Origin of the sequence: Pseudomonas sp. NFPP24, assembly GCF_900112095.1 — a bacterium.
Classification (GTDB): Bacteria; Pseudomonadota; Gammaproteobacteria; order Pseudomonadales; family Pseudomonadaceae; genus Aquipseudomonas; species Aquipseudomonas extremorientalis.
In genome coordinates this window covers 55968-81176 of record NZ_FOKD01000008.1, presented here as the reverse complement: position 1 = coordinate 81176, position 25209 = coordinate 55968, and the positions used below count along the sequence as shown (strand labels likewise).

Sequence of the window (25209 nt, the reverse complement as noted above, 5' to 3'; positions counted from 1 at the left end):
ATCAGTCGGTTTTAACCCGCCAGTTCCCGCTCGATCTGCTCGATGCTTGGCAGGCTGGTTCGCAGCTCTGCGGGCAACGACTCAACCAGTTGATATTCCGCTACACCAATCGGTCGATTGTTATCGCGCAACGCATATTCGGCGACGACTTCGTTCTTGCTCTTGCACAACAGCAGGCCGATGGTGGGCCCGTCTTGTGGATGTTTAAGCTGGGCATCGACGGCAGCCAGATAAAAGCTCAGTTTCCCCAGATGCTCGGGTTTGAACTTGCCGGCTTTCAGTTCGATGACCACGTAGCAGCGTAGCTTCACGTGATAGAACAGCAGGTCGACAAAGAACTCATCGCCTCCGACATCCAGCAGTACTTGCTGGCCGACAAAGGCGAAACCGGCGCCCAGCTCCAACAAAAAGTCGGTGACGTGCTTGATCAAGGCGTTTTCTATGTCGCGCTCCTGCGCGTCCAGGGCCAGGCTGAGGAAGTCAAATCGGTAAGGGTCTTTCAGCGACTCACGCGCCAGATCGGATTGCGGTTTGGGCAGGTGGGTCTCGAAGTTGCTGACCGCCTTGCCACTGCGCTCCAACAAGCGGTTTTCGATGTGCATCACCAGCGAGTTACGCGACCAGTTGTTCTCTATCGCCTGGGCTATGTACCAGCGGCGGGTTTCGGGGCCGGGGAGTTTGTCCAGTAATGCCAAATGGTGATACCAGGGCAATTGTGCAAGCACCTCTTGCACAAATTCAGCATCTGGCCACGCCTCGGCAAAAGCACGCATGTACTTGAGATTACGCGGCGAAAAACCCTTCATTCGGGGAAAGACCGCACGCAGATCCTGGGCAAGTCGATCAATGACTTTGCTGCCCCAACCCTGCTCCGCCTGGCGGGTCAAAATGTCGTGGCCAATCTGCCAATAGAGCAACACCAATTCCCGATTCACCGCCAGTGTTGCGCGCTGTTGCGCCGCATGAATACGGCCTTTCAGGTCGGTCAGCCAGTCACTGTAGCCCGCTGGTGGTGCGGTCAAGCCGATACAGGGTTCGCTCATGCCATGTCACTCTGGAGTTTTGAGGCAGGCTAGTCAGGCGCATTGACGGTCACAAGGGGCGAAGGTCGTTCCAGGAAGGCCCCTTCAATAACCACAGAAACGTCCTGCTGGCCATTGCGGACTACTGACTTGACTCTCCCCTATACAGCAGCCTTTACCCTGGAACGCCCTGTTCAGGACCTCCCCATGACCCCGCGTACCCTGGTGATCCTCGGCCATCCTTCCGCCTCCAGCTTTTGTTCAGCCCTGGCCGATACCTACATCCAGGCGGCAAAAACCGCCGGCCATGAAGTACGTGTCGTACGCTTGGGCGACCTGGCTTTCGACCCCGTCCTTCATCACGGTTACACCCAGATTCAGCCGCTGGAGCCCGACCTGCTCAGCGCGCAATCCGACATCCTCTGGGCCACTCACCTGACATTTGTTTTCCCGATCTGGTGGGGTGGCATCCCGGCGTTGATGAAGGGCTTTATCGACCGAATCTTCTTACCCGGTTTTGCCTTTAAATACCGAGCGGGCAGGGCTTTTCCTGACAAACTGCTCCACGGCCGAACGGCACATCTACTGGTGACCCTGGACACGCCGCCATGGTATTACCGTTGGTTCTATCGCATGCCGGGCATTCACCAGATGCGCAAGACCACGCTGGGGCTTTGTGGTGTCAAGACTGCAAAGACACTGCTGTTCGGGCCGGTGCTGGGCTCCACTGCGGCGCAGCGGGATACATGGCTGAAACAGGCCGGCGCTTTAACGGAAAAAAGGAGTTTTCATGTACATCGGCAAAGCCGCGCAGTTGTCGGGCACGACCATCAAGGCGATTCGTCACTATGAGGCGATCGGACTGCTGCCAGAACCGCGGCGTCAGGGCCAATACCGGGTCTATTCGGCGCAGAACATTGAGCTGTTGATGTTTATCAAGTGCGCGCAGCAATTGGGGTTCAAACTCAAGGAGTTGCAGGAGATTCTTGCAGGTCACGTAGGCGATGTATTGCCCTGGGAGCGGGCGGACCAGGCAATCGCAGACAAGAAGCAGGAACTAGCCCTGAAAATTGCCGCGCTACAGGAAATGCACGTGGGATTGCAGACATTTGAAGCACAGTTGAAAACATCACAAGAACAATGCTCGTCAATGGCGCAAAGATCCTGACCGGCGGTGAGCCGAATAAAATGGGTATACGGCTCATTTGATGAGCCGAATAGGGCGCTTATTCGGCTCACCGCCTGAACACCCTCCCCCGCTCATTTGCCCAGAATCCCCATGTCTGCTAGTGTCCCGCCGGTTTACCGTCTACCGGAATAGCCGCCATGGCCCGCAAAAAAGTTGCACTCGATTTCGAACAATCCCTCGCCGACCTGCAAACCCAGGTCGAGCGGCTGGAGAACGGCGAGTTGTCGCTGGAAGACTCGCTGACGGCGTTTGAGCAAGGCATCGGCCTGACCCGTGACTGCCAGAGCGCGCTGGCGCAGGCGGAGCAGAAGGTGCAGGTGTTGCTGGAACGTGACGGGGAGTTGGCCGAAGAACCTTTCGATGCGGAACAGCCCGAATGATCGACGCGTATCAGGCCAGTAGCCAAGCCCGGGTCAATACGGCGTTGGAACCCTTGTTTGTTGCGCCAAGCCCCGAACTCAAGCGTCTTTATGAAGCCATGCGCTACAGCGTGATGAATGGCGGCAAGCGCGTGCGTCCGTTGCTGGCCTATGCAGCGTGCGAAGCCTTGGGCGCAGACGCCGAACAGGCCAACGGCGCGGCCTGTGCGGTGGAGTTGATCCACGCCTACTCCCTGGTGCATGACGATTTGCCGGCGATGGACGACGACGATTTGCGTCGCGGCCAGCCCACCACCCACAAAGCCTTCGATGAAGCCTGCGCGATCCTCGCCGGTGATGGCCTGCAAAGCCTGGCGTTCAGCGCACTGCTGGACCCGGCATTGAGCAGCGTGAATGCCGAGATCCGCTTGCGCATGGTCACCGCCCTGGCGATGGCGGCAGGCCCGGCCGGCATGGTCGGCGGCCAGGCCATCGACCTCGGCTCGGTCGGCCGGAAGCTTGATCAACAGGCGCTGGAATACATGCACCGCCACAAGACCGGTGCCCTGATCGAAGCTGCCGTACACCTGGGAGCACTTGCCAGTGGGCGGGCCGAAGCCGCTCAGTTGGCCGCGCTGAAGACCTACGCGCGGGCCATTGGCCTGGCATTCCAGGTGCAGGACGACATTCTCGACGTAGAAAGTGACACCGCCACCCTGGGCAAACGCCAGGGCGCCGATATCGCTCGGGACAAACCGACTTATCCTGCGCTGCTCGGGCTGCAAGCCGCCAAGGCCTATGCCCTGGAACTGCGCGACCAGGCCCTGGATGCCCTGCGACCTTTCGACGCGGCGGCCGAGCCACTGCGTGACCTGGCGCGGTATATCGTCGAACGTCGGCACTGATAACGGCGGCCTTTGCGGCCGCATATCGGCCAAGTTCGGCGCTCCGCGTGGGCAGTTTGCGATGCTTGAGGTAAACTGCCGCCTCTTCTATACCTATAACGATTCGCCTGATGCCCACGACGTTTCAAGAGATTCCCCGCAAGCGCCCGTCCACGCCCCTGCTCGACCGTGCTGTCACGCCGGCCGGCCTGCGTCGACTCGGTGAAGCCGAGCTGGAAACCCTGGCCGATGAGTTGCGCCTGGAATTGCTCTACACGGTCGGCCAGACCGGTGGGCATTTTGGTGCCGGCCTGGGCGTCATCGAGCTGACCATCGCCCTGCATTACGTGTTCGACACCCCGGACGACCGGCTGGTGTGGGACGTGGGCCATCAGGCGTACCCGCATAAAATCCTCACGGGCCGCCGCGAGCAAATGGGCACCCTGCGCCAGAAGGACGGCATTGCCGCCTTCCCGCGCCGCGCCGAGAGCGAGTACGACACCTTTGGCGTCGGCCACTCCAGCACCTCCATCAGTGCCGCGCTGGGCATGGCGATTGCCGCCCGCCTGCAAGGCAGCGACCGCAAGGCGATCGCGGTGATCGGTGATGGCGCGCTGACCGCTGGCATGGCGTTCGAAGCGCTCAACCATGCACCGGAAGTGGACGCCAATATGCTGGTGATCCTCAACGACAACGATATGTCGATCTCGCGCAACGTCGGTGGCCTGTCCAATTACCTGGCCAAGATCCTTTCCAGCCGCACGTACGCGAGCATGCGCGAAGGCAGCAAGAAGGTGCTCTCGCGCCTGCCCGGCGCGTGGGAAATTGCCCGGCGCACCGAAGAGTATGCCAAGGGCATGCTGGTGCCCGGCACGCTGTTCGAAGAGTTGGGCTGGAATTACATCGGCCCCATCGATGGCCACGACCTGCCGACCCTGATCGCCACGCTGCGCAACATGCGTGACCTCAAGGGCCCGCAGTTCCTGCATATCGTCACCAAGAAAGGCAAAGGCTTCGCCCCGGCGGAAGTCGACCCGATTGGCTATCACGCCATCACCAAGCTGGAACCCCTGGACGCTCCTGCCGCCGCGCCGAAAAAGGCCAGCGGGCCGAAGTACTCCGGTGTGTTCGGCGAATGGCTGTGCGACATGGCCGCCGCCGACCCGCGCCTGGTGGGCATTACCCCGGCGATGAAGGAAGGCTCCGACCTGGTGGCGTTCAGCGAGCGTTTCCCGCTGCGCTACTTCGACGTGGCAATTGCCGAGCAGCACGCGGTCACGTTTGCCGCCGGCATGGCCTGCGAAGGCGCCAAGCCAGTAGTGGCGATCTACTCCACGTTCCTGCAGCGTGGCTACGACCAGTTGGTGCATGACGTGGCAGTGCAGAACCTCGACGTACTGTTCGCCATCGACCGCGCCGGCCTGGTGGGCGAAGACGGCCCGACCCACGCCGGCAGCTTCGACCTGTCCTACCTGCGTTGCATCCCCGGCATGCTGGTGATGACACCAAGTGATGAAAACGAACTGCGCAAGATGCTCAGCACCGGCCACCTGTATAACGGCCCGGCCGCCGTACGTTACCCGCGCGGCAATGGCCCGAATGCGGTGATCGAAAAGGACCTGGAGCCTATCGAGATCGGCAAGGGCATCGTGCGTCGCCAAGGCAGCAAGACCGCTTTCCTGGTGTTCGGCGTGCAATTGGCCGAAGCGCTGAAAGTCGCCGAGAAGATCGACGCCACCGTGGTCGACATGCGTTTCGTCAAACCATTGGACGAAGCCTTGGTACACGAGATTGCCGGCAACCATGAGCTGCTGGTGACCGTCGAAGAAAACGCAATAATGGGTGGCGCCGGTGCGGCGGTCAGCGAGTTCCTGGCGCGGGAGAATATCCTCAAGTCGGTGCTGCACCTGGGCTTGCCGGATGTGTACGTCGAACACGCCAAGCCGGCGCAGATGCTGGCCGAGTGTGGGTTGGACGAGGCCGGTATCGAGGCGTCGGTGCGTGAGCGCATGGCGTTGATCGGCCGGTAGAAACCGGATCAAAAGGTGGGAGGGGGCTTGCCCCCGATAGCGGTGGATCAGCCAAAATTTTGCTGACTGACACGACGCTATCGGGGGCAAGCCCCCTCCCACATTTGATTTGCATCACCTTCAAATGCTATGGACAGCCCATGAATCGCCTTCGCCTCGCCCTGCCCCTGCTGCTCCTGCCCTCTTCGGAATTGCTAGCCGACACCCGCGACGACGCGCTGAAGCTCCCCAACGTGGTCATCAGCGCCAACCGCCAGGTCCAGGCGCGCAACGACAGCAGCGCCGCCAACACCGTATTCACCCGCGACGACATCGACCGCCTGCAACCCACCAGCCTCACTGACCTGCTCAGCCGTGTGCCCGGCGTGCAAATAGCGCCCACCGGTGGCCGTGGCAGCTTGCCCGGGGTCTATATCCGTGGCACCAAATCCGCACAAAGCCTGGTGTTGGTGGACGGCCAGCGCATTGCCAATAGCACCTCCGGCGACGGCGGCTTGCACTACCTGAACGTCGACCAGATCGAACGGGTGGAAGTGCTGCGCGGTTCACGTTCGGTAATCTACGGCAGCGATGCGATTGGCGGGGTGATCCAGGTGTTTACCCGGCGCAATGCCGGGCAAGGCCTGCAACCGCGTCTGAAGCTCGGGTTTGGCAGCAACAAGACCTGGGAGCGCAGCCTCGGCCTGTCCGGTGGCGATGAATACACGCGCTTCAACCTCGGCGCGAGCCTGGATGAGACCGCCGGCATCAACTCGACGCACACCTCATTCCCCAGCGATGGCGATCATGACGCCTACCGCAACCAGTCCCTCAGCCTGAACCTCAGCCATTCCTTCAGCGATGCGCTGGAGGCGGGGTTCAACCTGTTGGATAACCGCGGCAAGTCGGAGTACGACAACAGCTTTGGCCGCTACGACGTCGCCACCGGGCAAACGGTGGGGCAAAAGCCCTACACCGACTACACCGTGAGCAGCGCCAGCGGCTATGTCGACGCCACGCTCAACGAGCGCTGGCAATCGCGCCTGGAACTGGGCCATAGCGAGAACCGCGACACCAAGCGCGACACCCTCAGTGATGACTTCAGTGTGTTCAACACTTACCGCGACTCGGTCAACTGGCAGAACGACCTGACGCTGAATGAGCAGAACAGCCTGATTCTCGGCGGCGACTGGTACGAGGACCGCTTCCACGGCTCCACCACCCTCACCGAAAACAGTCGCTGGAACCGCGCAGCCTTTGTGCAGCATCGCTTCCATGGCGAATGGTTTTCCACCGAGCTGGGGCTGCGGCGTGACCAGAACCAGCAGTTTGGCGGGCAGAACAGCTGGAGCGGCACGCTCACGTTGCCAGTCAACCCGGACAACGACCTGCTGCTGAGCTACAGCGAGGGCTTCCGCGCCCCGACGTTCAATGACCTGTATTACCCGGACGAGTACGGCTTCAAGAACAGCAACCCAAACCTGAAGCCCGAAACCTCGAAAAGCTACGAACTGCAATGGCGTAGCCAACTCAGCGATACCAGCCGCCTGGAAGCTTCGCTGTACCGTACCGATATCCAGGATGCGATCGTGTTCGGCAGCGACGGCCCGCAAAACGTCAGTTCGGCGCGCATCAACGGCTTCGAAGCCGCGCTCAAGCAAGAGCTGTTCGGCTGGCAAGGCAGCCTGGGACTGGCACTGATTGATCCACGAGACCGCGATTCCGGACATACGCTGGCGCGTCGCGCCAGGCGCACCGTGAGCCTGGACCTGGATCGCCAATTCGACCAATTCGGCGTCGGCGCCAGCTGGCAAGCGGTCAGCAGCAGCTACGACGACGCGAAGAACCAGCAACCGTTGGCTGGCTATGGATTGCTCGGGCTGCGCGCCAGTTGGACGCTGAACCGTGAAGTCACGCTGAGCATGAAGCTCGATAACTTGCTGGACAAGGCCTACAGCCGGGCGCTGTATCAGTACCAAGGCCAGCAATATGGCTACCGGGAAGAAGGCCGGGCGCTGATGGTTGGCGTGACCTGGACGCCGGACCTCTAGCGGGACGCGATTACCTCACACAATCGGGCTACGGCTTCCAGCATCTGCCCGCTGGGCCGCTCCAGGCCTTTATCCGGCACCAGTCGCACCCGCTCAGCCATCGTCGGCCAGACCTTCCAGGCCTCCTTCTGCGCCTGGTCGCCCACCAGAATCATCTCGGGATCACGCTGCAACACCGACTCAATGCTCACCTGCGGGGCCGGCAGCTTGAGGTCATCAAACACATTGCGCGCGCCGCATACCTTTAACGCATCGCTGATGATCTGCCCGCCACCCACGGTGTACAGCGGCTTATTCCATACCTGGTAAAACACGCGCAATGGCTCGGCGCGCTGATAGCGCTGTCGCAGCTCGGCCAGGCGTTGGCGCAACTGCGCGGCCAACTGTCGACCCGCGTCAGCGCGGCCCAATTGCTCGGCAATGGCCTGGACCTGGGTGGTGAGCTGTTCAAGGCTATGGGGTTCGGCGACGTACACCGGGATATTCAGGCGCTGCAATTGCTCGCGCTGGGCCGGGCCGACGCTGCCGGGCCAGAGCAGGATCAGGTCGGGCTTGAGGCTGAGCAGGCGCTCCATGTCCAACTGACCGTAATGCCCCACTGACGGCACCTGCGCCAAGGCCGCCGGGCGTTCGCCGCCGTCGAGCACGCCCACCAGCACATCGGCTGCGCCCAGTTCGACCACGATTTCAGACAGGGACGGCGCCAGGCTCACCACTCGCTCGGCCGCCAGCGCCTGGGCACTGAATACCAGCAACACGGCCAGCCAGTGGCGAATCATCCCAGTTGACGGGGAATGCGGTAGAGGTAGTACAGCACCACGGTCGACAGCGCCAACAGAAACAGTGGCACCGCTTCCAACCCGACGAAGACCGACAACGCACCGACCCAGGCCGGTACGGCGGCAACCAGCAACGCCGTGCGCCGACGCGCCGCCAGGGTGATCCAGGCAGCCGGTTCTTCGGGGGTATCGAGGGCTTTGGAGGTGGCAATCAACGCGTGTTTATAGCCGTTGAAGTAGCGCAGGCTGAGGAACATCGAGGCCACGCCGGCAATGAAGAACGGCATGGCCAGCACCGGCAGCAGGGATTCGGCCTGGCCGAACACCAGGTTGAGCACAAACAGGGGGAGCAGCGCCAGGGCCAGGTACTGCCACCAATTGAAGGACAGTCGCCGTTTCACCTGGCCTCGGGTCACGCGCGGTCGACCTCGCCCTGGTGCTCGTTGCCCATCATATGGTCGAGCTTGCTGGCCTTGGTGGCCAGGTAGAGTTTGTTGTGCGGGTTGTGCCCGGTGTGCAGCGGCACACGCTCGGCCACAGTGATGCCCATCTCGGTCAAGGCTTTGACCTTGCGCGGGTTATTGGTCATCAGGCGCAGGGATTTGACGCCCAGGTGCTCGAGCATCGGCAGGCAGATCGCGTAGTCACGCTGATCGGCGGCAAAGCCCAGGCGCTCGTTGGCCTCGACGGTATCGGCGCCGCCATCTTGCAGCTCGTAGGCGCGGATCTTGTTCATCAGGCCAATGCCACGGCCTTCCTGGCGCAGGTACAACAGCACACCACGGCCTTCACGGGCGATCGCGCGCATGGCGGCCTCCAGTTGCGAACCACAGTCGCAACGCTGGCTGAACAACGCATCACCGGTCAGGCATTCGGAGTGCACCCGGCCAAGCACCGGTGCGCCATCGGCGATATCGCCCAGGCTGAGCACGACGTGCTCGCGCCCGGTGGCTTCTTCGAGAAAGCCGTTCATGGTGAACGTGGCAAAAGGGGTAGGCAGCTTGGAAGCGGCGACGAAAACGACGGGCACCGTGTGCTCCTGATTTCAGTTTTTACAGAGGCGGCCATTGTAACAGCAGGTTCCTACAGACGCTTAAGCTGAATTATCGCTGATAAAGATCAATAGGTTCGATTGGCCTTCGACCTGGTTCTATGCACGTCAGAACGGATAGGGTTGTTTCCAGCGCTCGAATATCGGCTTTAACTCACCGCTTTTCACCAGGGCCGCCATGCGCTGGTCAAAGACAGCCATCAAGCCCCGGCCCTGCTCGTTATCGGCAAACCCGATGTACAACGGCAGTTCGGCAATCGGCGTCAGCGTGAACTTCGAGGGATCATCCGCCTGACTGAGCACGTACTTGGCCTCGGCCAACGCATCAATGTAGAAGTCCGCACGGCCATGTAGCAGCATTGCCAAAATGCCATCGCGACGCTCGACCTGGTTGAAACGGCGCACATTGGGCAAGTACTCCTCGTACTTGTAGCCGCGCACCCAGGCCAGGCGGTAGTTACCCAGCGTGGCGATGGTGGGCGTCGGTGTGCTGGCCAGCCCCAGGGCGTAGATGTGGTCGGAATCGAAGTTCCAGTGGGGGTACAACACACCTTCGGCTTCATCGCGGTAGGAACCGACCCAACCATCCACCTCGCCGCGCTGGGCCAGGCCGACCGAGCGCGTGTAGGGCACGGAACGGGTCTGCAAGTTGATGCCGGCCGGCTCGAAGACCTGACGCAGTACGTCCCAGGCCAGGCCCGTGCCGTCTTTGTTGGTGTAGTCGCTCCATTCCTCACTCGCCAGCATGACCTTGCCGGGCACCTCCTGCGCCTGGACCACCGCTGTGAAGACACACAGTACGATCAGCAGCCAACGGCGCACATCCATGGTGACGACCTCCTACAGGGCCTTGCATGCGTGATAACGCTACACAGGGTAGCGCAGCTTGCCGATTCAGGGTGTCTCGCGAAAATGCTGATAACCACGGATGGCCGGGGTGATGTCCTGCCCGCTGCCATCGAGCAACGTGACGCCCTGCCCCGCTTCGACCCGGCCGATCACATGGATCGGCCAGCCATCGGCCAGCAACGGTGCCAGTTCGACAGGTGGCAGGGTGAACGCCAGCACATAGTCGTCGCCCCCACTCAGGGCTGCCACGCGCGCGTCATCATCGCCGACAAACGCCAACAGTGCCTGGGACATTGGCAACCGCTCGCGTTCGATCAACAGGCTGACCTTTGACGCCATCGCGATATGCCCGCAATCGGCCAGGAGCCCGTCGGAAATATCCATCGCAGACGTAGCCTTGCCACGCAGCGCCAGACCCAGGGCCAACTGCGGTTGCGGCGACCAGTAATGAGCGAGCAAGGGCTCGGCGATGGCTGCGTCGGCGCTGCGCTGGCCCAATACCAACGGCAAGGCGCCGGCGGCATTGCCCAGCTCGCCGCCGACACACAGCAGGTCACCCGGCTGCGCACCGCTGCGGGTCAAGGCTTGCCCGGCCGGCACGCGACCGAACACGGTCAGCGTCAAACTCAGGGGGCCACGGGTGGTATCGCCGCCCACCAGACCCACACCACAGTTTTGCGCCATGAGGTTCAACCCCTGGGCATAGCGTTGCAGCCAATCGGCATCGACGGTTGGTGTGGTCAGGGCAAGGGTAAATGCGAGGGGGGTGGCGCCCATCGCCGCCAGGTCGCTCACCGCCACGGCCAACGAGCGCTGGCCCAGCAGGAACGGGTCACAGGGGTCGGCAAAATGCACCCCGGCGACCAAGGTATCGGTGGAGATTGCCAACTGCTCCCCAACGGGAAGCGCCAGCAAGGCGCAGTCATCGCCGATACCCAAGGCAATGCCTTCGCCGCCCTGCGCACAAGGCGCGGCGGCGAAGTAGTTGCGGATCAGCTCAAACTCGCCCATTCAGGTTTCAAGCGCGATTCAGCGCTTGTACGCCTTCACTTCGGCTTCACGCAGGCGCGGGGCCAGCTTGTCGAGCACGCCGTTGACGAACTTGTGACCGTCGGTCGAACCGTAGACTTTCGCCAGTTCGATACCTTCGTTGATCACCACGCGGTACGGCACGTCGACGCGATACAGCAGCTCCCAGGCCGACAGGCGCATCACGCACAGCTCAACCGGGTCCAGCTCTTCGATGGTCAGGTCCAGGCAAGGCGCCAGGGCGGTGTCGATCTCGGTCAGGTGCGCGTGCACACCGTGCAGGATGTCGTGGAAATACGGCAGGTCGGCAAAGGTGAAATCGTTGTCGACGCGAAACTGTGCTTCGATCTCGTTCAACGACGCGCCCGCCAGGTGACGCTGATACAGCGCCTGGGTCGCCAACTGACGAGCAGCGCGACGCTTCTCGTTCTTCGAAGGCTTGCCAGCATCGGCTGGACGTGGCTCGCGCGGGTTGAAGTTGTCGCTCTCGTCGGAAATCACTTGGCCTCCAACTGCGACAGCAGGCTGACCATTTCCAGGGCGGACAGGGCAGCTTCAGCGCCTTTGTTGCCGGCCTTGGTGCCGGAACGCTCGATGGCTTGCTCGATGGAATCCACGGTCAGCACGCCGAACGCAACCGGTACGCCGAACTCCATGGACACCTGGGCCAGGCCCTTGGTGCATTCGCCAGCCACGTATTCGAAGTGCGGCGTGCCGCCACGAATGACCGCGCCCAAGGCGATGATCGCCGCGTATTCACCCTGTTGAGCAACTTTCTGCGCAACCAGTGGAATTTCGAAGGCGCCAGGGGCACGGATGATGGTGATGTCGCTTTCGCTCACACCGTGGCGAACCAGGGCGTCAACGGCACCGCTTACCAGGCTTTCAACCACGAAGCTGTTGAAGCGGCCAACCACCAGGGCATAGCGGCCTTTGGGGGCGATGAAGGTACCTTCGATGGTCTTCAGGGTCATTCGACAAATCTCTTAAAGAGCCGGGACGCGTGTATGACGCGTCCCTTAGTGATATTTGAACCGCGAACAAGGGGCGAAAATCGCCGGCCTTTATTCGGAGGGCACGTATTCTACTACTTCCAGGTCGAAACCGGATATCGCATTAAATTTCATCGGTGCGCTCATCAGGCGCATTTTGCGCACGCCCAGGTCACGCAGGATCTGCGAACCGGCCCCGACGATGCTGTAGGTGGTCGGTTTTTTCACCGGCGTGTGGTCCGCCGTTTCGCGGATATGCGCCAGCAGCACATCGCCATCCAGCGGGTGACCGAGCAGCAGCACCACACCGCTGCCGGCCTCGGAGACCGCAGCCATGGCAGCGCGCAGGCTCCAGCGACCCGGTTGCTTGACCATCAGCAGGTCGCGCAATGGGTCCATGTTGTGCACACGCACCAGGGTCGGCTCTTCGGCGCAAATGGTGCCCAGGGTCAACGCCATGTGCACGTCGCCTTCCACGGAATCACGGTAGGTCACCAAATTGAATTGGCCCAGTTCGCTGTCCAGTGGCTGCTCGGCAATCCGCTGAACGGTACGTTCGTGGATCATGCGGTAGTGAATCAGGTCGGCAATGGTGCCCACCTTGATGTTGTGTTCGGCGGCAAAGGCTTCGAGTTCAGCACGACGGGCCATGGTGCCGTCGTCGTTCATCACTTCGCAGATCACGCCGCAGGGCTCGAAACCGGCCATGCGCGCCAGGTCGCAGGCGGCTTCGGTGTGGCCGGCACGGGCCAGGGTGCCACCCGGCTGGGCCATCAGCGGGAAGATGTGGCCGGGGCTGACGATGTCTTCGGCCTTGGCGTCCTTGGCAGCAGCGGCTTGCACGGTGCGGGCGCGGTCGGCGGCGGAAATGCCGGTGGTGACGCCGGTAGTGGCCTCGATCGATACAGTGAACTTGGTGCCAAAACCCGAGCCATTGCGCGGCGCCATCAGCGGCAACTTGAGCAACTCGCAGCGCTCGCGGCTCATGGGCATGCAGATCAGCCCGCGGGCGTACTTGGCCATGAAGTTGATGTGCTCAGGCTTGCAGGCCTCGGCGGCCATGATGATGTCGCCTTCGTTCTCGCGGTCTTCGTCATCCATCAGGATGACCATCTTGCCTTGGCGGATGTCTTCAACCAGTTCTTCGATGCTATTGAGCGCCACGCGGCACCCCCTTGGTCAGGATTTCAGGTAGCCGTTAGCGGCCAGAAAACTTTCGGTGATGTTCCCGGTTGCAGGCTCTGCGGCCTTTTCGCCCAACAACAGGCGCTCCAGGTAACGGGCAAGCAAGTCCACTTCCAGGTTCACCCGGCGACCTGGCTGGTAAGACGCCATGATGGTTTCGCTGAGGGTGTGGGGAATGATGGTCAGTTCAAATTCGGCGCCGTTCACGGCGTTCACGGTGAGGCTGGTGCCATCGACGGTGATCGAGCCTTTGTGGGCGATGTACTTGGCCAGCTCTTTGGGCGCGCGGATGCGGAATTCCACGGCACGCGCGTTTTCGCTGCGCGCTACCACTTCGCCGACGCCGTCGACGTGGCCGCTGACCAGGTGACCGCCGAGGCGGGTGGTCGGGGTCAGGGCTTTTTCCAGGTTCACCGGGCTGCCGGCCTTGAGGTCGTTCATCGCGGTGCAGTCCAGGGTTTCCCGGCTGACATCGGCGGCAAAGCCGTTGCCCGGCAGGTCGATGACGGTGAGGCACACGCCGCTGACGGCGATGCTGTCGCCCAGCTTGACGTCGCCCAGGTCCAGCTTGCCGGTTTCAACCAGCAGGCGCACGTCGCCGCCTTTGGGGGTCATGGCGCGGATGCTGCCGATGGATTCGATAATGCCGGTGAACATGGCCTTCTCCTGGAAAACGGGACGGGCACTTGAGCGCCCGGTCAGAATTATACGCTCGCGGGTGGAAGCGGGATGGCAGTGACTCGCCAGTCGTCGCCTACAGCGCGCATTTCAGTGATCTTGAGTTGGGGGGCATCGGCCAGTTTCTCAAGCGGCCAGTCCAGCAAAGGCCGGGCAGCGGAGCCCAGGAACTTGCCGGCGACGAATATCACGTACTCATCCACCAGGCCTTGCTGGGCAAAGGCGCCCGCCAGGCTTGGGCCTGCCTCCACCAACACTTCGTTGACGCCACGGGCGGCCAAGGCGACCAGCGCCGAACGCAGGTCGACCTGGCCGTCAACGCCGGGCACCACCAGGCACTCGGGGCCACGGGGAAACTGGTTTTCCGGGGTCACGCAGGTGATGACCAGCGCCGGCCCGGCCTTGAAGAACGGTGCGTTGAGCGGCACGCGCAAACGGCCATCGATCAGCACGCGCAACGGCGGGCGCGACATGGCCAGCGCAGTGGTGGCTTCGTCCAGGCCGAGTTCGGCGGCGCGCACGGTCAGGCGGGCGCCGTCGGCCAACACCGTGTCGGCGCCGGTCAGCACCACACTGGCCTCGGCACGCAGGCGCTGCACGGCAGCGCGGGCCGCAGGGCCGGTGATCCATTGGCTTTCGCCGCTGGCCATGGCAGTGCGGCCGTCCAGGCTCATCGCCAGCTTGACCCGCACGAAGGGCAGGCCGTGCTCCATGCGCTTGAGGAATCCCGGATTCAACGCGCGGGCCTGGGCTTCCAGCACGCCACTCAAGACCTCGATCCCGGCTTGCGCCAGACGCTGCATGCCGCGCCCGGCCACTTCGGGGTTAGGGTCCTGCATGCCGGCCACGACACGGGCGACACCGGCCGTGACCAGAGCATCGGCGCAGGGCGGTGTGCGCCCATGGTGGCTGCACGGCTCGAGGGTTACGTACACCGTGGCGCCACGGGCCTTGTCACCAGCGGCACGCAGGGCGTTGGGTTCGGCATGGGGCTCGCCGGTGCGCTCATGCCAGCCTTCGCCGACAACCTGCCCATCGCGCACGATCACACAACCTACACGCGGGTTGGGATGGGTGGTGTACAAGCCTTTGCGCGCGAGTTCCAAGGCGCGGGCCATGTAATGGGCGTCGAGCACCGCTTGTTCGGCAGACGGTGGGTTCATTCTTTGGCAGGCTCCCGGGCCAGGCGGTCGATCTCTTCGCGGAACTCATTGAGGTCCTGGAAGCGTCGATACACCGAGGCGAAACGGATGTAGGCGACTTCGTCGAGCTTTTGCAGCTCGCCCATCACCAACTCTCCTACCACCAGGCTCTTGACCTCGCGCTCGCCGGTCGCACGCAGCTTGTGCTTGATATGCACCAGCGCCGCCTCCAGCCGCTCGACACTCACCGGGCGTTTTTCCAGGGCACGCTGCATACCGGCGCGCAGTTTTTCTTCGTCGAAAGGCTGGCGGCTGCCGTCGGATTTGATCAGGCGCGGCAATACCAGTTCGGCGGTTTCGAAGGTGGTGAAACGTTCACCGCAGGCCAGGCATTCGCGCCGGCGACGCACTTGATCGCCCTCGGCGACCAGACGCGAGTCAATGACCTTGGTGTCGTTGGCACCGCAGAAGGGACAGTGCATGGTAGGCAGGCAACAAATAAAGGGAGGGCCATGGTAGCGCATCCCCGTGGCAAGACAAGCCATAGCCTTTACGGTATATAGGCTGACTATTATGTTTCATATTTTTTAAGCCACGGATTTTGTCCTTTCTGGAGCCGTACATGCAGTTACGACCACTTGTTTTGCTCACCCTGTTCAGTTTCCTGGTCGCCTGCAGCAGCGAAGCCCCCAAACCGACCACGCCTCAACCGACGCCCGCGCAAGAGAAAAAAGTCCCGGGCATTGAAGAACTCGGCCCCCTGCCCGCCTATCAGCGTGAAATAAGCGGCAGCCTGACCAACATTCCGGCCGGTGCCGAAGTGGAGATGGCGCTGTTGGTGATCGATGACCGCTCGCGCCCGCAACAACTGCTGGCCAGCAGCGTGCTGACCGGCAACGGCAAGCCCCTGGCCTTCCGCCTGCGCTTCAATCCTGAAGCGTTCCCGGCTGGTGCCCGGGTTGAATTGCGCGGTCGCGCCAGCCAGTCCGGCCAGTTGATCCTGCACCTGCCCGCCGTGCGCATCACCCAGGCGATCACCCAGACCACCGGCCCCCTGCAACTCGTCAAGGCCCCATGACACCACCGCTTGGCCTGCAAGCCGCCCTCAGCGAACTGATCGGCGACGCGCAATTGGCGCCCTGCCCGCTGCCGGGCACTGGGTTGTCGTTGTGGCTGCTGGATGCGGACAACATGGACCGCGCCTTTAGCCCCGAAGAAACCCGGCGCATCCTGCATGAACCGCCCTACTGGAGTTTTTGCTGGGCCAGTGGCTTGGCCTTGGCGCGCTATCTGGCGGCGAACCCTGAATGGGTCGCCGGTAAACGTGTGCTGGACTTTGGCGCCGGCTCCGGTGTGGCCGGGATTGCCGCCGTCAAGGCGGGCGCCCTGGAAGTGGTGGCCTGCGACCTGGACCCACTGGCGCTGGCGTCCTGCCGGGCGAATGCCGAACTCAATGGCGTAGAGCTGGGTTATTCGGCGGATTTCTTCGCCGAAGCCGATCGCTTCGACCTGATCCTGGTGGCCGACGTGCTCTACGACCGCGCGAACCTGCCGCTGCTGGATCAGTTCCTGACCCGTGGCCGCGAAGCGCTGGTGGCGGATTCGCGCGTGCGCGACTTCCAACACCCGGATTATCAGCGCCTGGGCATCCTCGATGCCCTGACCCTGCCGGACCTGGCCGAGCCTTGGGAGTTTCGCAAGGTGAGCCTGTACCATTCACGGCGTTAACACGGTAGGCCGGTGTGCCTTTGCACGTGGGACCTAAGGATAAGTCTCAACCGGTGAAGAAGTGCCTCGGATGTCTTTGCTATAGACACACACAAGGCCAGGCCGGGGCTCAAGTTTAACGACAGAAGTGCCTTGCCCCTCTTTAAATTCCACCTCTGTATAGCCATCCTGAGTCGTGCAATCCACTTGCGCGGGCTGACCGTACTTCATAAAGAATTGATTACGCGAAGGCGGGGCACGACGAAACTCAGCATATCTACCAAACCAATTGCTCCGAAATCGCACCAAAGGTTCAACGTTCTTATCAGCAGCCTTCAACTCAACCACTGCATTCAGCGCATTTCTCATCACCCCGGGAAAAGGCAAGCTTTCTCGACTATCCACACCAATAACACACAGTGTATGGATGCCCACCTGCGGCCCAATCTCATCATTAATATAAGCGTTAGCACTGTCTATTATGTCGCTATAACCATGCACCACCTCACACGTCCTCGGCCGCCTGGTCACCTTGTAGCGATAAAACGGTTTATCAAGGGTGAATCGCATATTCCATTTTGGATAGACGGCAGGCGAGCCCGTAGTTAAATCTTCAGGAAGATAATATTGCTGTTGGCGCGCTACATCGCCAACAATCGAATAAGCGGGAAACAATACACATCGCGCCGGGTCTTCGGAAAATACACCGTCAACAAAGCAACGGTCGATCCTGTCCGTCGAAATCCCGTAATTGGTTATCTCCGTGTAAAATTTTCCATCCTTGATCTGGCAGGGCATGTGTATACCACACTGATACGCCCCGTAATCATACTCCGTGTTTAACAGCCCTACTATTTTATTGGTAGAGCGCTCAATAATCGGGCTGCCAGAACTGCCAGGCCCGATACCTTTACACTTATTTTTCATGGTATGGCGCCATACCCAAACACCCTCAACCACTTCTGGTGAGCTTTCCAACTGGCAAGCGGCCACCTGCAGGGGGTCAATGCCTTTACTGCCAACCACCAGAATATCCGTGCCTTCATCAGGACGCTGCCCAAATAAAAGAGGTTGAACACCGTCTTCAATCACCGAGGCAAGGCTTGCCTGCAACTCCAGAATGGCCAGATCCACACCGCGCATGCTGCTCCAATTGACTTTCTTGAACGGGTAGGCTTTCGCGGTACTTTCTTGACCTGTAAAAAATTTGAACTGTATGGTCCCCTCAAAGTCGGTATTTCTTAGAATCTCGCCCCCGTCCCAACTGACGCAGTGCCCATTCGTCAAAACATAAGCAGGACCTTTGGCGACTCCATCAACTCTAGTATCCAGCAGCGTCCCAACACATCGGGTGGGACTTTGAATTCGCCCAACACCGCTCCAATAGTCATAGAGCCCATCTTGATTATTCAGTACTCTGCCGGGCGCAAAATTCTCGACTCCTCTGCCAATATCAATTTCAGCGTTGACAGGCTGCGATATATAACTGAGCCCCACAAAAACAAATGCAGATAATTTAGTAAACATAAACACTAACTCATTAACCGACGAAGCCTTATAGAACCGCAAACATTCCCGAGCATCGTGGTAAATAGTTAATTTTTTTACGCACCTAAATCCTATGTCTACATTGTGAAATTTTTACGTAATTTCATAACACAGACAGTTATCCTGAGGGCCCGACTCCATGTCAAAACAACAAAGGGTATCGGCGCCCCCCAGACAAATCAGCCCACTGTAGATTCTTGCGCTTTCAGCCAACCGCGCCAGCCCTTATAGTTGCCCCCATTCCCGCTTTATTCGAGACGCCCCATGAGTGAGCCCACGCCGTATATCTTCGATGTCACCACTGCCACCTTCGACCAGGCGGTGATCGAGAATTCGTTCCACAAGCCCGTACTGGTGGATTTCTGGGCCGAGTGGTGTGCGCCGTGCAAGGCGCTGATGCCGTTGCTGGCACAGATCGCCGAGAGTTATCAGGGCGAACTGCTGCTGGCCAAGGTCGATTGCGAGGCCGAGCAGGATATCGTTGCGCGCTTTGGTATTCGCAGCCTGCCGACCGTGGTGTTGTTCAAGGATGGCCAGCCGGTGGACGGGTTTGCCGGGGCGCAGCCGGAATCGGCGGTGCGGGCGATGCTGGAGCCGCATGTGCAGATGCCACCGCCGGCTGCGGCCGACCCACTGGAACAGGCTCAAGCGCTGTTTGCCGATGGGCGTATCAGCGATGCCGAAGCGCTGCTGGTCGCGCTGTTGGGCGAGGACAACACCAACGCTGCCGCGCTGATCCTCTACGCGCGCTGCCTGGCTGAACGCGGTGAATTGGGTGAAGCTCAGACCGTGCTGGATGCCGTGAAAAGCGACGATCACAAAGCCGCGCTCGCCGGGGCCAAGGCACAGATCACTTTCCTGCGTCAGGCTGCCGACCTGCCCGACGCCGCCGAGCTGAAAAGCCGCCTGGCGCAAAACCCGCAAGACGATGAAGCGGCCTATCAACTGGCGATTCAACAACTGGCACGCCAGCAATACGACGCGGCGTTGGAAGGTTTGCTGAAGCTGTTTATCCGCAATCGCAGCTACAGCGAAGGTTTGCCGCACAAGACGTTGCTGCAGGTGTTCGAACTGCTGGGCAATGACCATCCACTGGTCACCGTGTATCGCCGCAAATTGTTCGCCGCGCTGTACTAGGCGCCGACCCAGCTGTACAGCGGCGTATCGGCGCCGCTGGCCACTTTCACATTGGCACTGTGCCGCAAGCGCACCAGCAAGCGCTTGCCGGACGCAGCATCGCCGGCCAACCCTTCCAGTTGATCCAACAACTCCAACCCGCTGAGCTGCCCGGCTTTGCGCAATAGTTCCTGGGCGCTCTGCCACAGATCATCGGTCTGTTTGACTGGCGCAACGGGTGTCGCCGTTGGCGCGGGGGCAGCCTGCAACTGTGCGCCCAACCGAGCCCAGTCGCCCTCGTCGAGTTCCAAGGTCAAATCCACCGGCAGATCGCCGACCGTTCCACGAATTCGCAACATCGTCCTTACTCCTGCATTTTTCTGACAGGCATGCTCCCACGCGACTTGCGCAACGCCAAGCGGGCGTTCAAACTCCCGGCATTATTGTTATAAGATCACATAACAAAACTTTCATGTTCTGGAGCCCTCTCATGCGTCGTCTGCTGCTCGCTTTGCCGTTTGCCCTGCTGCCACTGGCTGTCGCCCACGCTCACGACGATCACGAGCATGAACACGGCAGCCTCGGCGCCCATGAACATGGCGTTGGCCGCCTTAACGCCGTACTCGACGGGCAGGCACTGGAGTTGGAATTTGACAGCCCGGCCATGAACCTCGTGGGCTTCGAACACCAGGCCACTACCCCAGCCGACAAAGCCAAGGTCGCTGCCGCACGCAAACAGCTGGAGAACCCACAGGCCCTGTTCAGCCTGCCCAAGGGCGCCGGCTGCGTGGTCAGCACCCAGGAACTCAACAGCCCGCTGTTCGGCGACAAACCTGAAGCCGATCATGCCGACGATGACGACCACGCCACCGACGGTAAAGGCGCGGCCGCCCACGAACATCATCACGACCACAGCGAAATCCACGCCCACTATCAGTTCACCTGCGCCACACCGACGGCGCTGAGCAATCTGGACCTGACCCAGGTGTTCAGGACCTTCCCCGCCACCCAGAAAATTCAGGTACAACTGATCGGCCCGAGCGGCCAGCAAGGTGTTGAAGCGACGAACCAGGCAGCCACCCTCAAATTCTGATTTGAAAACCCAATCACTGTGGGAGCTGACTTGCCTGCGAAAGCATCAACACGGTGTTACTGATGGACCGAGTCGTTTGCATCGCAGGCAAGCCAGCTCCCACACTTGATCGGCGTCATCATCAAAATCACACCAGACCACTGATTTCCTATGACCCAAGCGTTAATAGAACTGTCCGACCTGGGCTTCAACTGGCCCGGTCACCCACAGTTGCTGGACATCCCCGCCTTCCGCCTGGAAGCAGGGGAAACCCTGTTTCTCAAAGGCCCGAGCGGCAGCGGTAAAACCACTCTGCTCGGGTTGCTGGGCGGTGTGCAGAAACCCAGCCGGGGCAGCATTCGCCTGCTCGGCCAGGAGCTGACCGAACTGTCGGCGGGCGCCCGCGATCGTTTCCGCGTCGACCACACGGGCTACATCTTCCAGCAGTTCAACCTGCTGCCGTTTCTGTCGGTGCGCGAGAACGTCGAGTTGCCTTGTCACTTTTCCAAGCTGCGTGCACAACGGGCGAAGCAGCGTCACGGCAGTGTCGACCAGGCCGCCGCCACCTTGCTGGCGCACTTGGGCTTGAAAGATCCTGGCTTGTTGGAACGTCGCGCCGATTCACTGTCCATCGGCCAACAACAACGGGTGGCCGCAGCCCGCGCACTGATCGGCCAACCGGAACTGGTGATCGCCGACGAACCCACCTCGGCCCTGGATTACGACGCCCGTGAAGCGTTCATTCAGTTGTTGTTCGCCGAATGCCGCGAGGCCGGGGCCAGCTTGTTGTTTGTCAGCCATGACCAGAGCCTGGCTCCGCTGTTCGACCGCAACCTGTCGCTGGCCGAACTCAATCGCGCCGCCACGCTCGCAGAGGTTTGAGATGTATCTGTTCCGTCTAGCCATGGCCAGCCTGGCTAACCGCCGCTTTACCGCGATCCTCACCGCGTTCGCCATCGCGCTGTCAGTCTGTTTGTTGCTCGCCGTGGAGCGGGTGCGTACCGAAGCACGCGACAGTTTCGCCAGCACCATCAGCGGCACCGACCTGATCGTCGGCGCCCGTTCCGGTTCGGTGAACCTGTTGCTGTACTCGGTATTCCGCATCGGCAACGCCACCAACAACATCCGCTGGGACAGCTTCGAACACTTCGCCGCCAGCCCACAGGTGAAATGGGCGATTCCGATTTCCCTCGGCGACTCCCATCGCGGCTACCGCGTGATGGGCACCAACGAGTCCTACTTCGAGCACTACCAGTACGGGCGCAAGCAGAACCTCGAACTGGCCAGCGGTCGTGCCTTCGCCACCGACCCATTCGAAGTGGTGCTGGGCGCCGAAGTCGCCGACGCGTTGCACTACAAACTTGGCGACAAACTGGTGCTGGCCCATGGCGTGGCAGTGGTCAGCCTGGTCAAGCACGACGACAAGCCCTTCACCGTGGTCGGCATTCTCAAGCGCACCGGCACCCCGGTGGACCGCACCTTGCACATCAGCCTCGGCGGCATGGAAGCGATCCATATCGACTGGCACAACGGCGTACCGGCCCAGGGCAAAGGCCGCATCAGCGCCGACCAGGCGCGCAATATGGACCTCACGCCCCAGGCCATCACCGCGTTCATGCTCGGCCTGAACAACAAGATTTCCACCTTCGCCCTGCAACGGGAGATCAACGAATTCCGTGGCGAGCCGATGCTGGCGATCCTGCCTGGCGTGGCGCTGCAAGAGTTGTGGAGCATGATGGGCACCGCCGAAAAAGCGCTGTTCGTGATCTCGCTGTTCGTGGTGCTTACCGGCCTGATCGGCATGCTCACGGCGATCCTCACCAGTCTCAACGAGCGCCGCCGCGAAATGGCGATCTTGCGTTCGGTGGGCGCACGGCCCTGGCATATCGCGACGCTGCTGATCTTCGAAGCCTTCGCCCTGGCGCTGTCCGGCGTGGTGGCGGGCGTTGGTTTGCTCTACGTGTGCATCGCCGCGTCGCGCGGGTATCTGCAGGCCAACTACGGCCTGGACCTACCGATGTCGTGGCCGAGCGAATATGAATGGACGCTGCTCGCCGGTATCCTGGGCGCCGCGCTGTTGATGGGCAGCGTGCCCGCGTGGCGCGCCTATCGGCAATCCCTGGCCGATGGCCTGTCCATACGTTTATGAGGAAGGCTTTGATGCGTCGCGTCCTGTTTGCACTGTTGCTGCTGCTTGCCCTGCCCGCCTGGGCAGCCGAGCCCAAAGAACTGACGTGGTCGGAACTGATACCGCCGGATGCCCCGCCAGAAGTGCCGAACATGCAACCACTGCACAATCTCTCCAGCATGGCGGATGCACTGGAATCGGCACCCGCAGCCAAGCAGGACCTGCCCAACGCACCGGTGGTGCCAGCGCTTGATGGCCAGCACATTCGCTTGCCCGGCTACATCGTGCCACTGGAGGTCAGCGAAAACGGCCGCACCACCGAGTTCTTGCTGGTGCCGTATTTCGGCGCGTGCATCCATGTGCCACCGCCGCCGTCGAACCAGATCGTGCATGTCAAAAGCGAAATCGGCGTGAAGCTCGATGAGCTGTATCAGCCGTACTGGATCGAGGGCGCGATGCAGGTCAAACCGTCCACCAGCGAACTGGCCGATGCCGGTTACCAGATGGAGGCCGAGAAGATTTACATGTACGAATTGCCCGAATAACGCTTATCGCCCTTTCATTGAGCTGAGTCAAAAGACCGAACGGAACGATCTTTACCATTGGACGTACAACTTTTAAACGTCCTTTGGAGCTCCCATGAACAAGTCTCTGCTCGGCGCGTCCCTCTTCGCGCTCGCCCTCGTTGCCCCCGTCGTACACGCTCACGAAGCGGGCGACATTCTGGTTCGCGCTGGTGCAATCACCGTGAACCCGAAGGCCGACAGCGGCCACGTCAAGGTTGACCAAGGCCCATTGGCCGGCGCCAACCTGGGCGGCAAGGCGACCATGAGCAGCGACACTCAGTTGGGCCTGAACTTCGCCTACATGCTGACCAATCACGTGGGTATCGAACTGCTGGCCGCCACGCCGTTCGAGCATGACGTGAAGATCAAGGGCACCGCCCTCGGCGCCGCCAACGGCAAGCTCGGCACCCTGAAACACCTGCCGCCGACCCTGAGCGTCGTGTACTACCCGCTGGACAACAAGTCGGCCTTCCAACCGTACGTGGGCGCCGGTATCAACTACACCTGGATCTACGACGAGCACGTCGGCAGCCGTGCCCAAGGCGCAGGCTTCAGCAACTTCAAGGCTGAGAACTCCTGGGGCTGGGCCGCGCAGATCGGCGCCGACTACATGATCAACGACAAGTGGATGATCAACGCCCAGGCGCGCTACATCGACATCAGCACCAAGGCCACCGTGGAAAACAACGCGGTCGCCCCTGGCACTCGCGCCAAGGTCAATGTGGACGTGGACCCGATGGTTTACATGGTGGGTATCGGCTACAAGTTCTGACACCGACCTGACCAACAACACAAAAACCAATGTGGGAGGGGGCAAGCCCCCTCCCACATTTAGCTCATGCCCACATTGGGTTTTGTGTTGGGTCAGCCATGGCGGTAGAACCGGTCCAGCAACGCCGGTAACCCCGCTCGCCAAGCCCGAGGCTTGATGCCGAAGGTGTGGAGGATTTTCTTGCAGGCGAGCACCGCGTGTTGCGGTTCTTCGCTCGCATCCGGTCGGGCCGCGTGGGCCTGGGCGGTGGGGGATTCGATTGCCAGCGGGTGGTAGTTGCGCGCTTCAGTGAGGATCGCCTGGCCCAGCGCCAACGGCGTGGTCGCCTCATGGCCGGCGTAGTGGTAAGTGCCCCACAGCGGCGCCGCGCAATCGAGTTGCTTGAGCACCGAAATGATCACCCGCGCCGCGTCATCCACCGGTGTCGGGTTGCCGCGACGGTCGTCCGCCATCAGCAACTCATCCGGCTTCTCGGCCCGGGCCAGGAAGCGCCCGAGGGTGCCGTCGACGCTGTCATCCAGCAGCCAGCCAAAGCGCAATAACACATGTTGCGGGCAGATGGCGCGCACGCTCTGTTCAATACGCCACAGCGCCTGGCCGCGCAGGCCCAGGGGCACCGGCTCGTCTTTTTCGCTGTAGGCGGTGGCGCGGGAGCCATCGAACACGCGGTAGCTGGATGGCTGCAACAGGGTGATGCTGTGGTGCTGGCACAGCTCGGCCAGGCGCTCGATGGCGAACTCCTGGGCAGCCAGACGGGGCTCGCTGACCGCTTCGGCCTGGAACCAGTCGAAGTAGTAGGCGAGGTTGATCAACGCGTCGGGACGGGTGTCGTCGAGCAATTGGGTGAGGCTTGCGGCATCCCAGCCGTCTTGGGGCGGTTTGGGTGCGAGGAAACCGATGTCTTCCTCTGCACCGAGGCGAATCAGCGCCTGCCCGAGGGCATTCCCGCCGCCCAGTAACATAAGGCGCATTCGCATAGATTGAGCAGGCCCGGTCTGTTGGAACGAAGGTTATTCAGGTATTTGTCAGAATCGTTGCATTTTGCGGGTTCATCGCGCAACCGTCACGGATTAACTGTGCC

The 25209-nt window shown here is 61.3% G+C and carries 29 protein-coding genes; 14 read left to right on the top strand and 15 right to left on the bottom strand.

The annotated features are described in order from the left end of the window. Positions 1-11: 11 nt before the first annotated feature. A complete protein-coding gene (locus BM026_RS18375) occupies positions 12-1043 on the bottom strand; it encodes a PDDEXK nuclease domain-containing protein (protein WP_093529639.1) in 1032 nt (343 codons plus the stop codon). A gap of 186 nt (positions 1044-1229) precedes the next feature. On the opposite strand from BM026_RS18375, the gene BM026_RS18370 reads away from it, so the two are divergent. The 6 genes from BM026_RS18370 to BM026_RS18345 all read left to right on the top strand — a co-directional run bounded on the left by BM026_RS18370 (position 1230) and on the right by BM026_RS18345 (position 7514). Next, the gene (locus BM026_RS18370) at positions 1230-1874 is read left to right on the top strand and encodes an NAD(P)H-dependent oxidoreductase (RefSeq protein WP_093125629.1); all 645 of its coding nucleotides are present in this window, start codon (positions 1230-1232) and stop codon (positions 1872-1874) included. Further along, positions 1813-2190, top strand: a complete 378-nt coding sequence (locus BM026_RS18365; protein WP_093514300.1) for a MerR family transcriptional regulator — start codon at positions 1813-1815, stop codon at positions 2188-2190. Before BM026_RS18370 ends, BM026_RS18365 begins: the two co-directional genes overlap by 62 nt. A 158-nt stretch (positions 2191-2348) precedes the next feature. Next, complete coding sequence (locus BM026_RS18360; protein WP_093529637.1) at positions 2349-2591, top strand: exodeoxyribonuclease VII small subunit; 243 nt, start codon at positions 2349-2351, stop codon at positions 2589-2591. Continuing rightward, positions 2588-3475, top strand: coding sequence for a (2E,6E)-farnesyl diphosphate synthase (ispA, locus tag BM026_RS18355; protein ID WP_093514299.1), 888 nt, complete (start codon positions 2588-2590; stop codon positions 3473-3475). Before BM026_RS18360 ends, ispA begins: the two co-directional genes overlap by 4 nt. 110 nt (positions 3476-3585) lie before the next feature. Beyond that, positions 3586-5484: a 1-deoxy-D-xylulose-5-phosphate synthase gene (dxs, locus tag BM026_RS18350; RefSeq protein ID WP_092250587.1), complete on the top strand. Its 1899-nt coding sequence runs from the start codon at positions 3586-3588 to the stop codon at positions 5482-5484. Between the two features lie 140 nt (positions 5485-5624). Next, positions 5625-7514: a TonB-dependent receptor domain-containing protein gene (locus BM026_RS18345; protein ID WP_093529634.1), complete on the top strand. Its 1890-nt coding sequence runs from the start codon at positions 5625-5627 to the stop codon at positions 7512-7514. Here the strand turns inward: BM026_RS18345 and BM026_RS18340 are convergent. The 11 genes from BM026_RS18340 to nrdR all read right to left on the bottom strand — a co-directional run bounded on the left by BM026_RS18340 (position 7511) and on the right by nrdR (position 15701). Continuing rightward, a complete protein-coding gene (locus tag BM026_RS18340; protein WP_093125614.1) occupies positions 7511-8293 on the bottom strand; it encodes a cobalamin-binding protein in 783 nt (260 codons plus the stop codon). The genes BM026_RS18345 and BM026_RS18340 overlap by 4 nt on opposite strands. After that, a complete protein-coding gene (locus BM026_RS18335; protein WP_093529632.1) occupies positions 8290-8709 on the bottom strand; it encodes a nuclear FMR1 interacting 1 family protein in 420 nt (139 codons plus the stop codon). Before BM026_RS18335 ends, BM026_RS18340 begins: the two co-directional genes overlap by 4 nt. Continuing rightward, the gene (ribA, locus tag BM026_RS18330) at positions 8706-9323 is read right to left on the bottom strand and encodes a GTP cyclohydrolase II (protein ID WP_016978544.1); all 618 of its coding nucleotides are present in this window, start codon (positions 9321-9323) and stop codon (positions 8706-8708) included. Before ribA ends, BM026_RS18335 begins: the two co-directional genes overlap by 4 nt. A gap of 129 nt (positions 9324-9452) precedes the next feature. Next, a complete protein-coding gene (locus BM026_RS18325; RefSeq protein WP_092250575.1) occupies positions 9453-10172 on the bottom strand; it encodes a substrate-binding periplasmic protein in 720 nt (239 codons plus the stop codon). 66 nt (positions 10173-10238) lie between these two features. Then, positions 10239-11204 carry a thiamine-phosphate kinase gene (thiL, locus tag BM026_RS18320; RefSeq protein WP_093529631.1) on the bottom strand — a complete coding sequence of 322 codons (966 nt, stop codon included), beginning with the start codon at positions 11202-11204 and terminating at the stop codon, positions 10239-10241. 18 nt (positions 11205-11222) lie between these two features. Further along, positions 11223-11723, bottom strand: coding sequence for a transcription antitermination factor NusB (gene nusB, locus BM026_RS18315; RefSeq protein ID WP_010206836.1), 501 nt, complete (start codon positions 11721-11723; stop codon positions 11223-11225). Continuing rightward, on the bottom strand, positions 11720-12196 hold the full coding sequence (gene ribE, locus BM026_RS18310) for a 6,7-dimethyl-8-ribityllumazine synthase (protein ID WP_003176356.1): 477 nt from the start codon (positions 12194-12196) through the stop codon (positions 11720-11722). The genes nusB and ribE overlap by 4 nt, the downstream gene beginning before the upstream one ends. Before the next feature lie 90 nt (positions 12197-12286). Beyond that, entirely contained in the window at positions 12287-13378 is a 1092-nt protein-coding gene (gene ribBA / locus BM026_RS18305) for a bifunctional 3,4-dihydroxy-2-butanone-4-phosphate synthase/GTP cyclohydrolase II (RefSeq protein ID WP_092250569.1), read from the bottom strand. Positions 13379-13393: 15 nt separating this feature from the next. Continuing rightward, positions 13394-14056, bottom strand: a complete 663-nt coding sequence (locus BM026_RS18300) for a riboflavin synthase (protein ID WP_071489859.1) — start codon at positions 14054-14056, stop codon at positions 13394-13396. Between the two features lie 47 nt (positions 14057-14103). Next, a complete protein-coding gene (gene ribD / locus BM026_RS18295) occupies positions 14104-15240 on the bottom strand; it encodes a bifunctional diaminohydroxyphosphoribosylaminopyrimidine deaminase/5-amino-6-(5-phosphoribosylamino)uracil reductase RibD (protein ID WP_071489858.1) in 1137 nt (378 codons plus the stop codon). Further along, a complete protein-coding gene (gene nrdR, locus BM026_RS18290; protein ID WP_010206843.1) occupies positions 15237-15701 on the bottom strand; it encodes a transcriptional regulator NrdR in 465 nt (154 codons plus the stop codon). The genes ribD and nrdR overlap by 4 nt, the downstream gene beginning before the upstream one ends. Before the next feature lie 140 nt (positions 15702-15841). Here nrdR and BM026_RS18285 point away from each other — a divergent pair, with 140 nt between their 5' ends. Beyond that, positions 15842-16297, top strand: a complete 456-nt coding sequence (locus BM026_RS18285; protein ID WP_093125597.1) for a YbaY family lipoprotein — start codon at positions 15842-15844, stop codon at positions 16295-16297. Further along, positions 16294-16947, top strand: a complete 654-nt coding sequence (locus BM026_RS18280) for a class I SAM-dependent methyltransferase (protein WP_092250563.1) — start codon at positions 16294-16296, stop codon at positions 16945-16947. Before BM026_RS18285 ends, BM026_RS18280 begins: the two co-directional genes overlap by 4 nt. 33 nt (positions 16948-16980) lie before the next feature. Here BM026_RS18280 and BM026_RS18275 read toward each other — a convergent pair whose 3' ends face one another. Continuing rightward, positions 16981-18453: a trypsin-like serine peptidase gene (locus tag BM026_RS18275; protein WP_092250560.1), complete on the bottom strand. Its 1473-nt coding sequence runs from the start codon at positions 18451-18453 to the stop codon at positions 16981-16983. Between the two features lie 285 nt (positions 18454-18738). Between BM026_RS18275 and trxA the strand changes: the two genes are divergently transcribed. After that, positions 18739-19611: a thioredoxin gene (trxA, locus tag BM026_RS18270; RefSeq protein WP_092250557.1), complete on the top strand. Its 873-nt coding sequence runs from the start codon at positions 18739-18741 to the stop codon at positions 19609-19611. Here trxA and BM026_RS18265 read toward each other — a convergent pair. Beyond that, on the bottom strand, positions 19608-19949 hold the full coding sequence (locus BM026_RS18265; protein ID WP_092250554.1) for a hypothetical protein: 342 nt from the start codon (positions 19947-19949) through the stop codon (positions 19608-19610). The two genes, trxA and BM026_RS18265, sit on opposite strands and share 4 nt — an antisense overlap. Positions 19950-20080: 131 nt before the next feature. Here BM026_RS18265 and BM026_RS18260 point away from each other — a divergent pair, with 131 nt between their 5' ends. The 5 genes from BM026_RS18260 (at position 20081) to BM026_RS18240 (ending at position 24128) form a co-directional block, all read left to right on the top strand. Next, complete coding sequence (locus tag BM026_RS18260; RefSeq protein WP_093529629.1) at positions 20081-20683, top strand: DUF2796 domain-containing protein; 603 nt, start codon at positions 20081-20083, stop codon at positions 20681-20683. Between the two features lie 150 nt (positions 20684-20833). Further along, complete coding sequence (locus BM026_RS18255) at positions 20834-21544, top strand: ABC transporter ATP-binding protein (protein WP_092250550.1); 711 nt, start codon at positions 20834-20836, stop codon at positions 21542-21544. A gap of 1 nt (position 21545) precedes the next feature. Next, a complete protein-coding gene (locus BM026_RS18250) occupies positions 21546-22811 on the top strand; it encodes an ABC transporter permease (protein ID WP_093529626.1) in 1266 nt (421 codons plus the stop codon). An 11-nt stretch (positions 22812-22822) separates the two neighbouring features. After that, a complete protein-coding gene (locus BM026_RS18245; RefSeq protein WP_071493720.1) occupies positions 22823-23335 on the top strand; it encodes a DUF3299 domain-containing protein in 513 nt (170 codons plus the stop codon). A 94-nt stretch (positions 23336-23429) separates the two neighbouring features. Continuing rightward, on the top strand, positions 23430-24128 hold the full coding sequence (locus BM026_RS18240) for an OmpW/AlkL family protein (protein ID WP_093125571.1): 699 nt from the start codon (positions 23430-23432) through the stop codon (positions 24126-24128). 92 nt (positions 24129-24220) lie between these two features. On the opposite strand, the gene BM026_RS18235 is transcribed toward BM026_RS18240, so the two are convergent. Then, a complete protein-coding gene (locus BM026_RS18235) occupies positions 24221-25105 on the bottom strand; it encodes a sugar nucleotide-binding protein (protein WP_093529624.1) in 885 nt (294 codons plus the stop codon). Positions 25106-25209 lie beyond the last annotated feature (104 nt).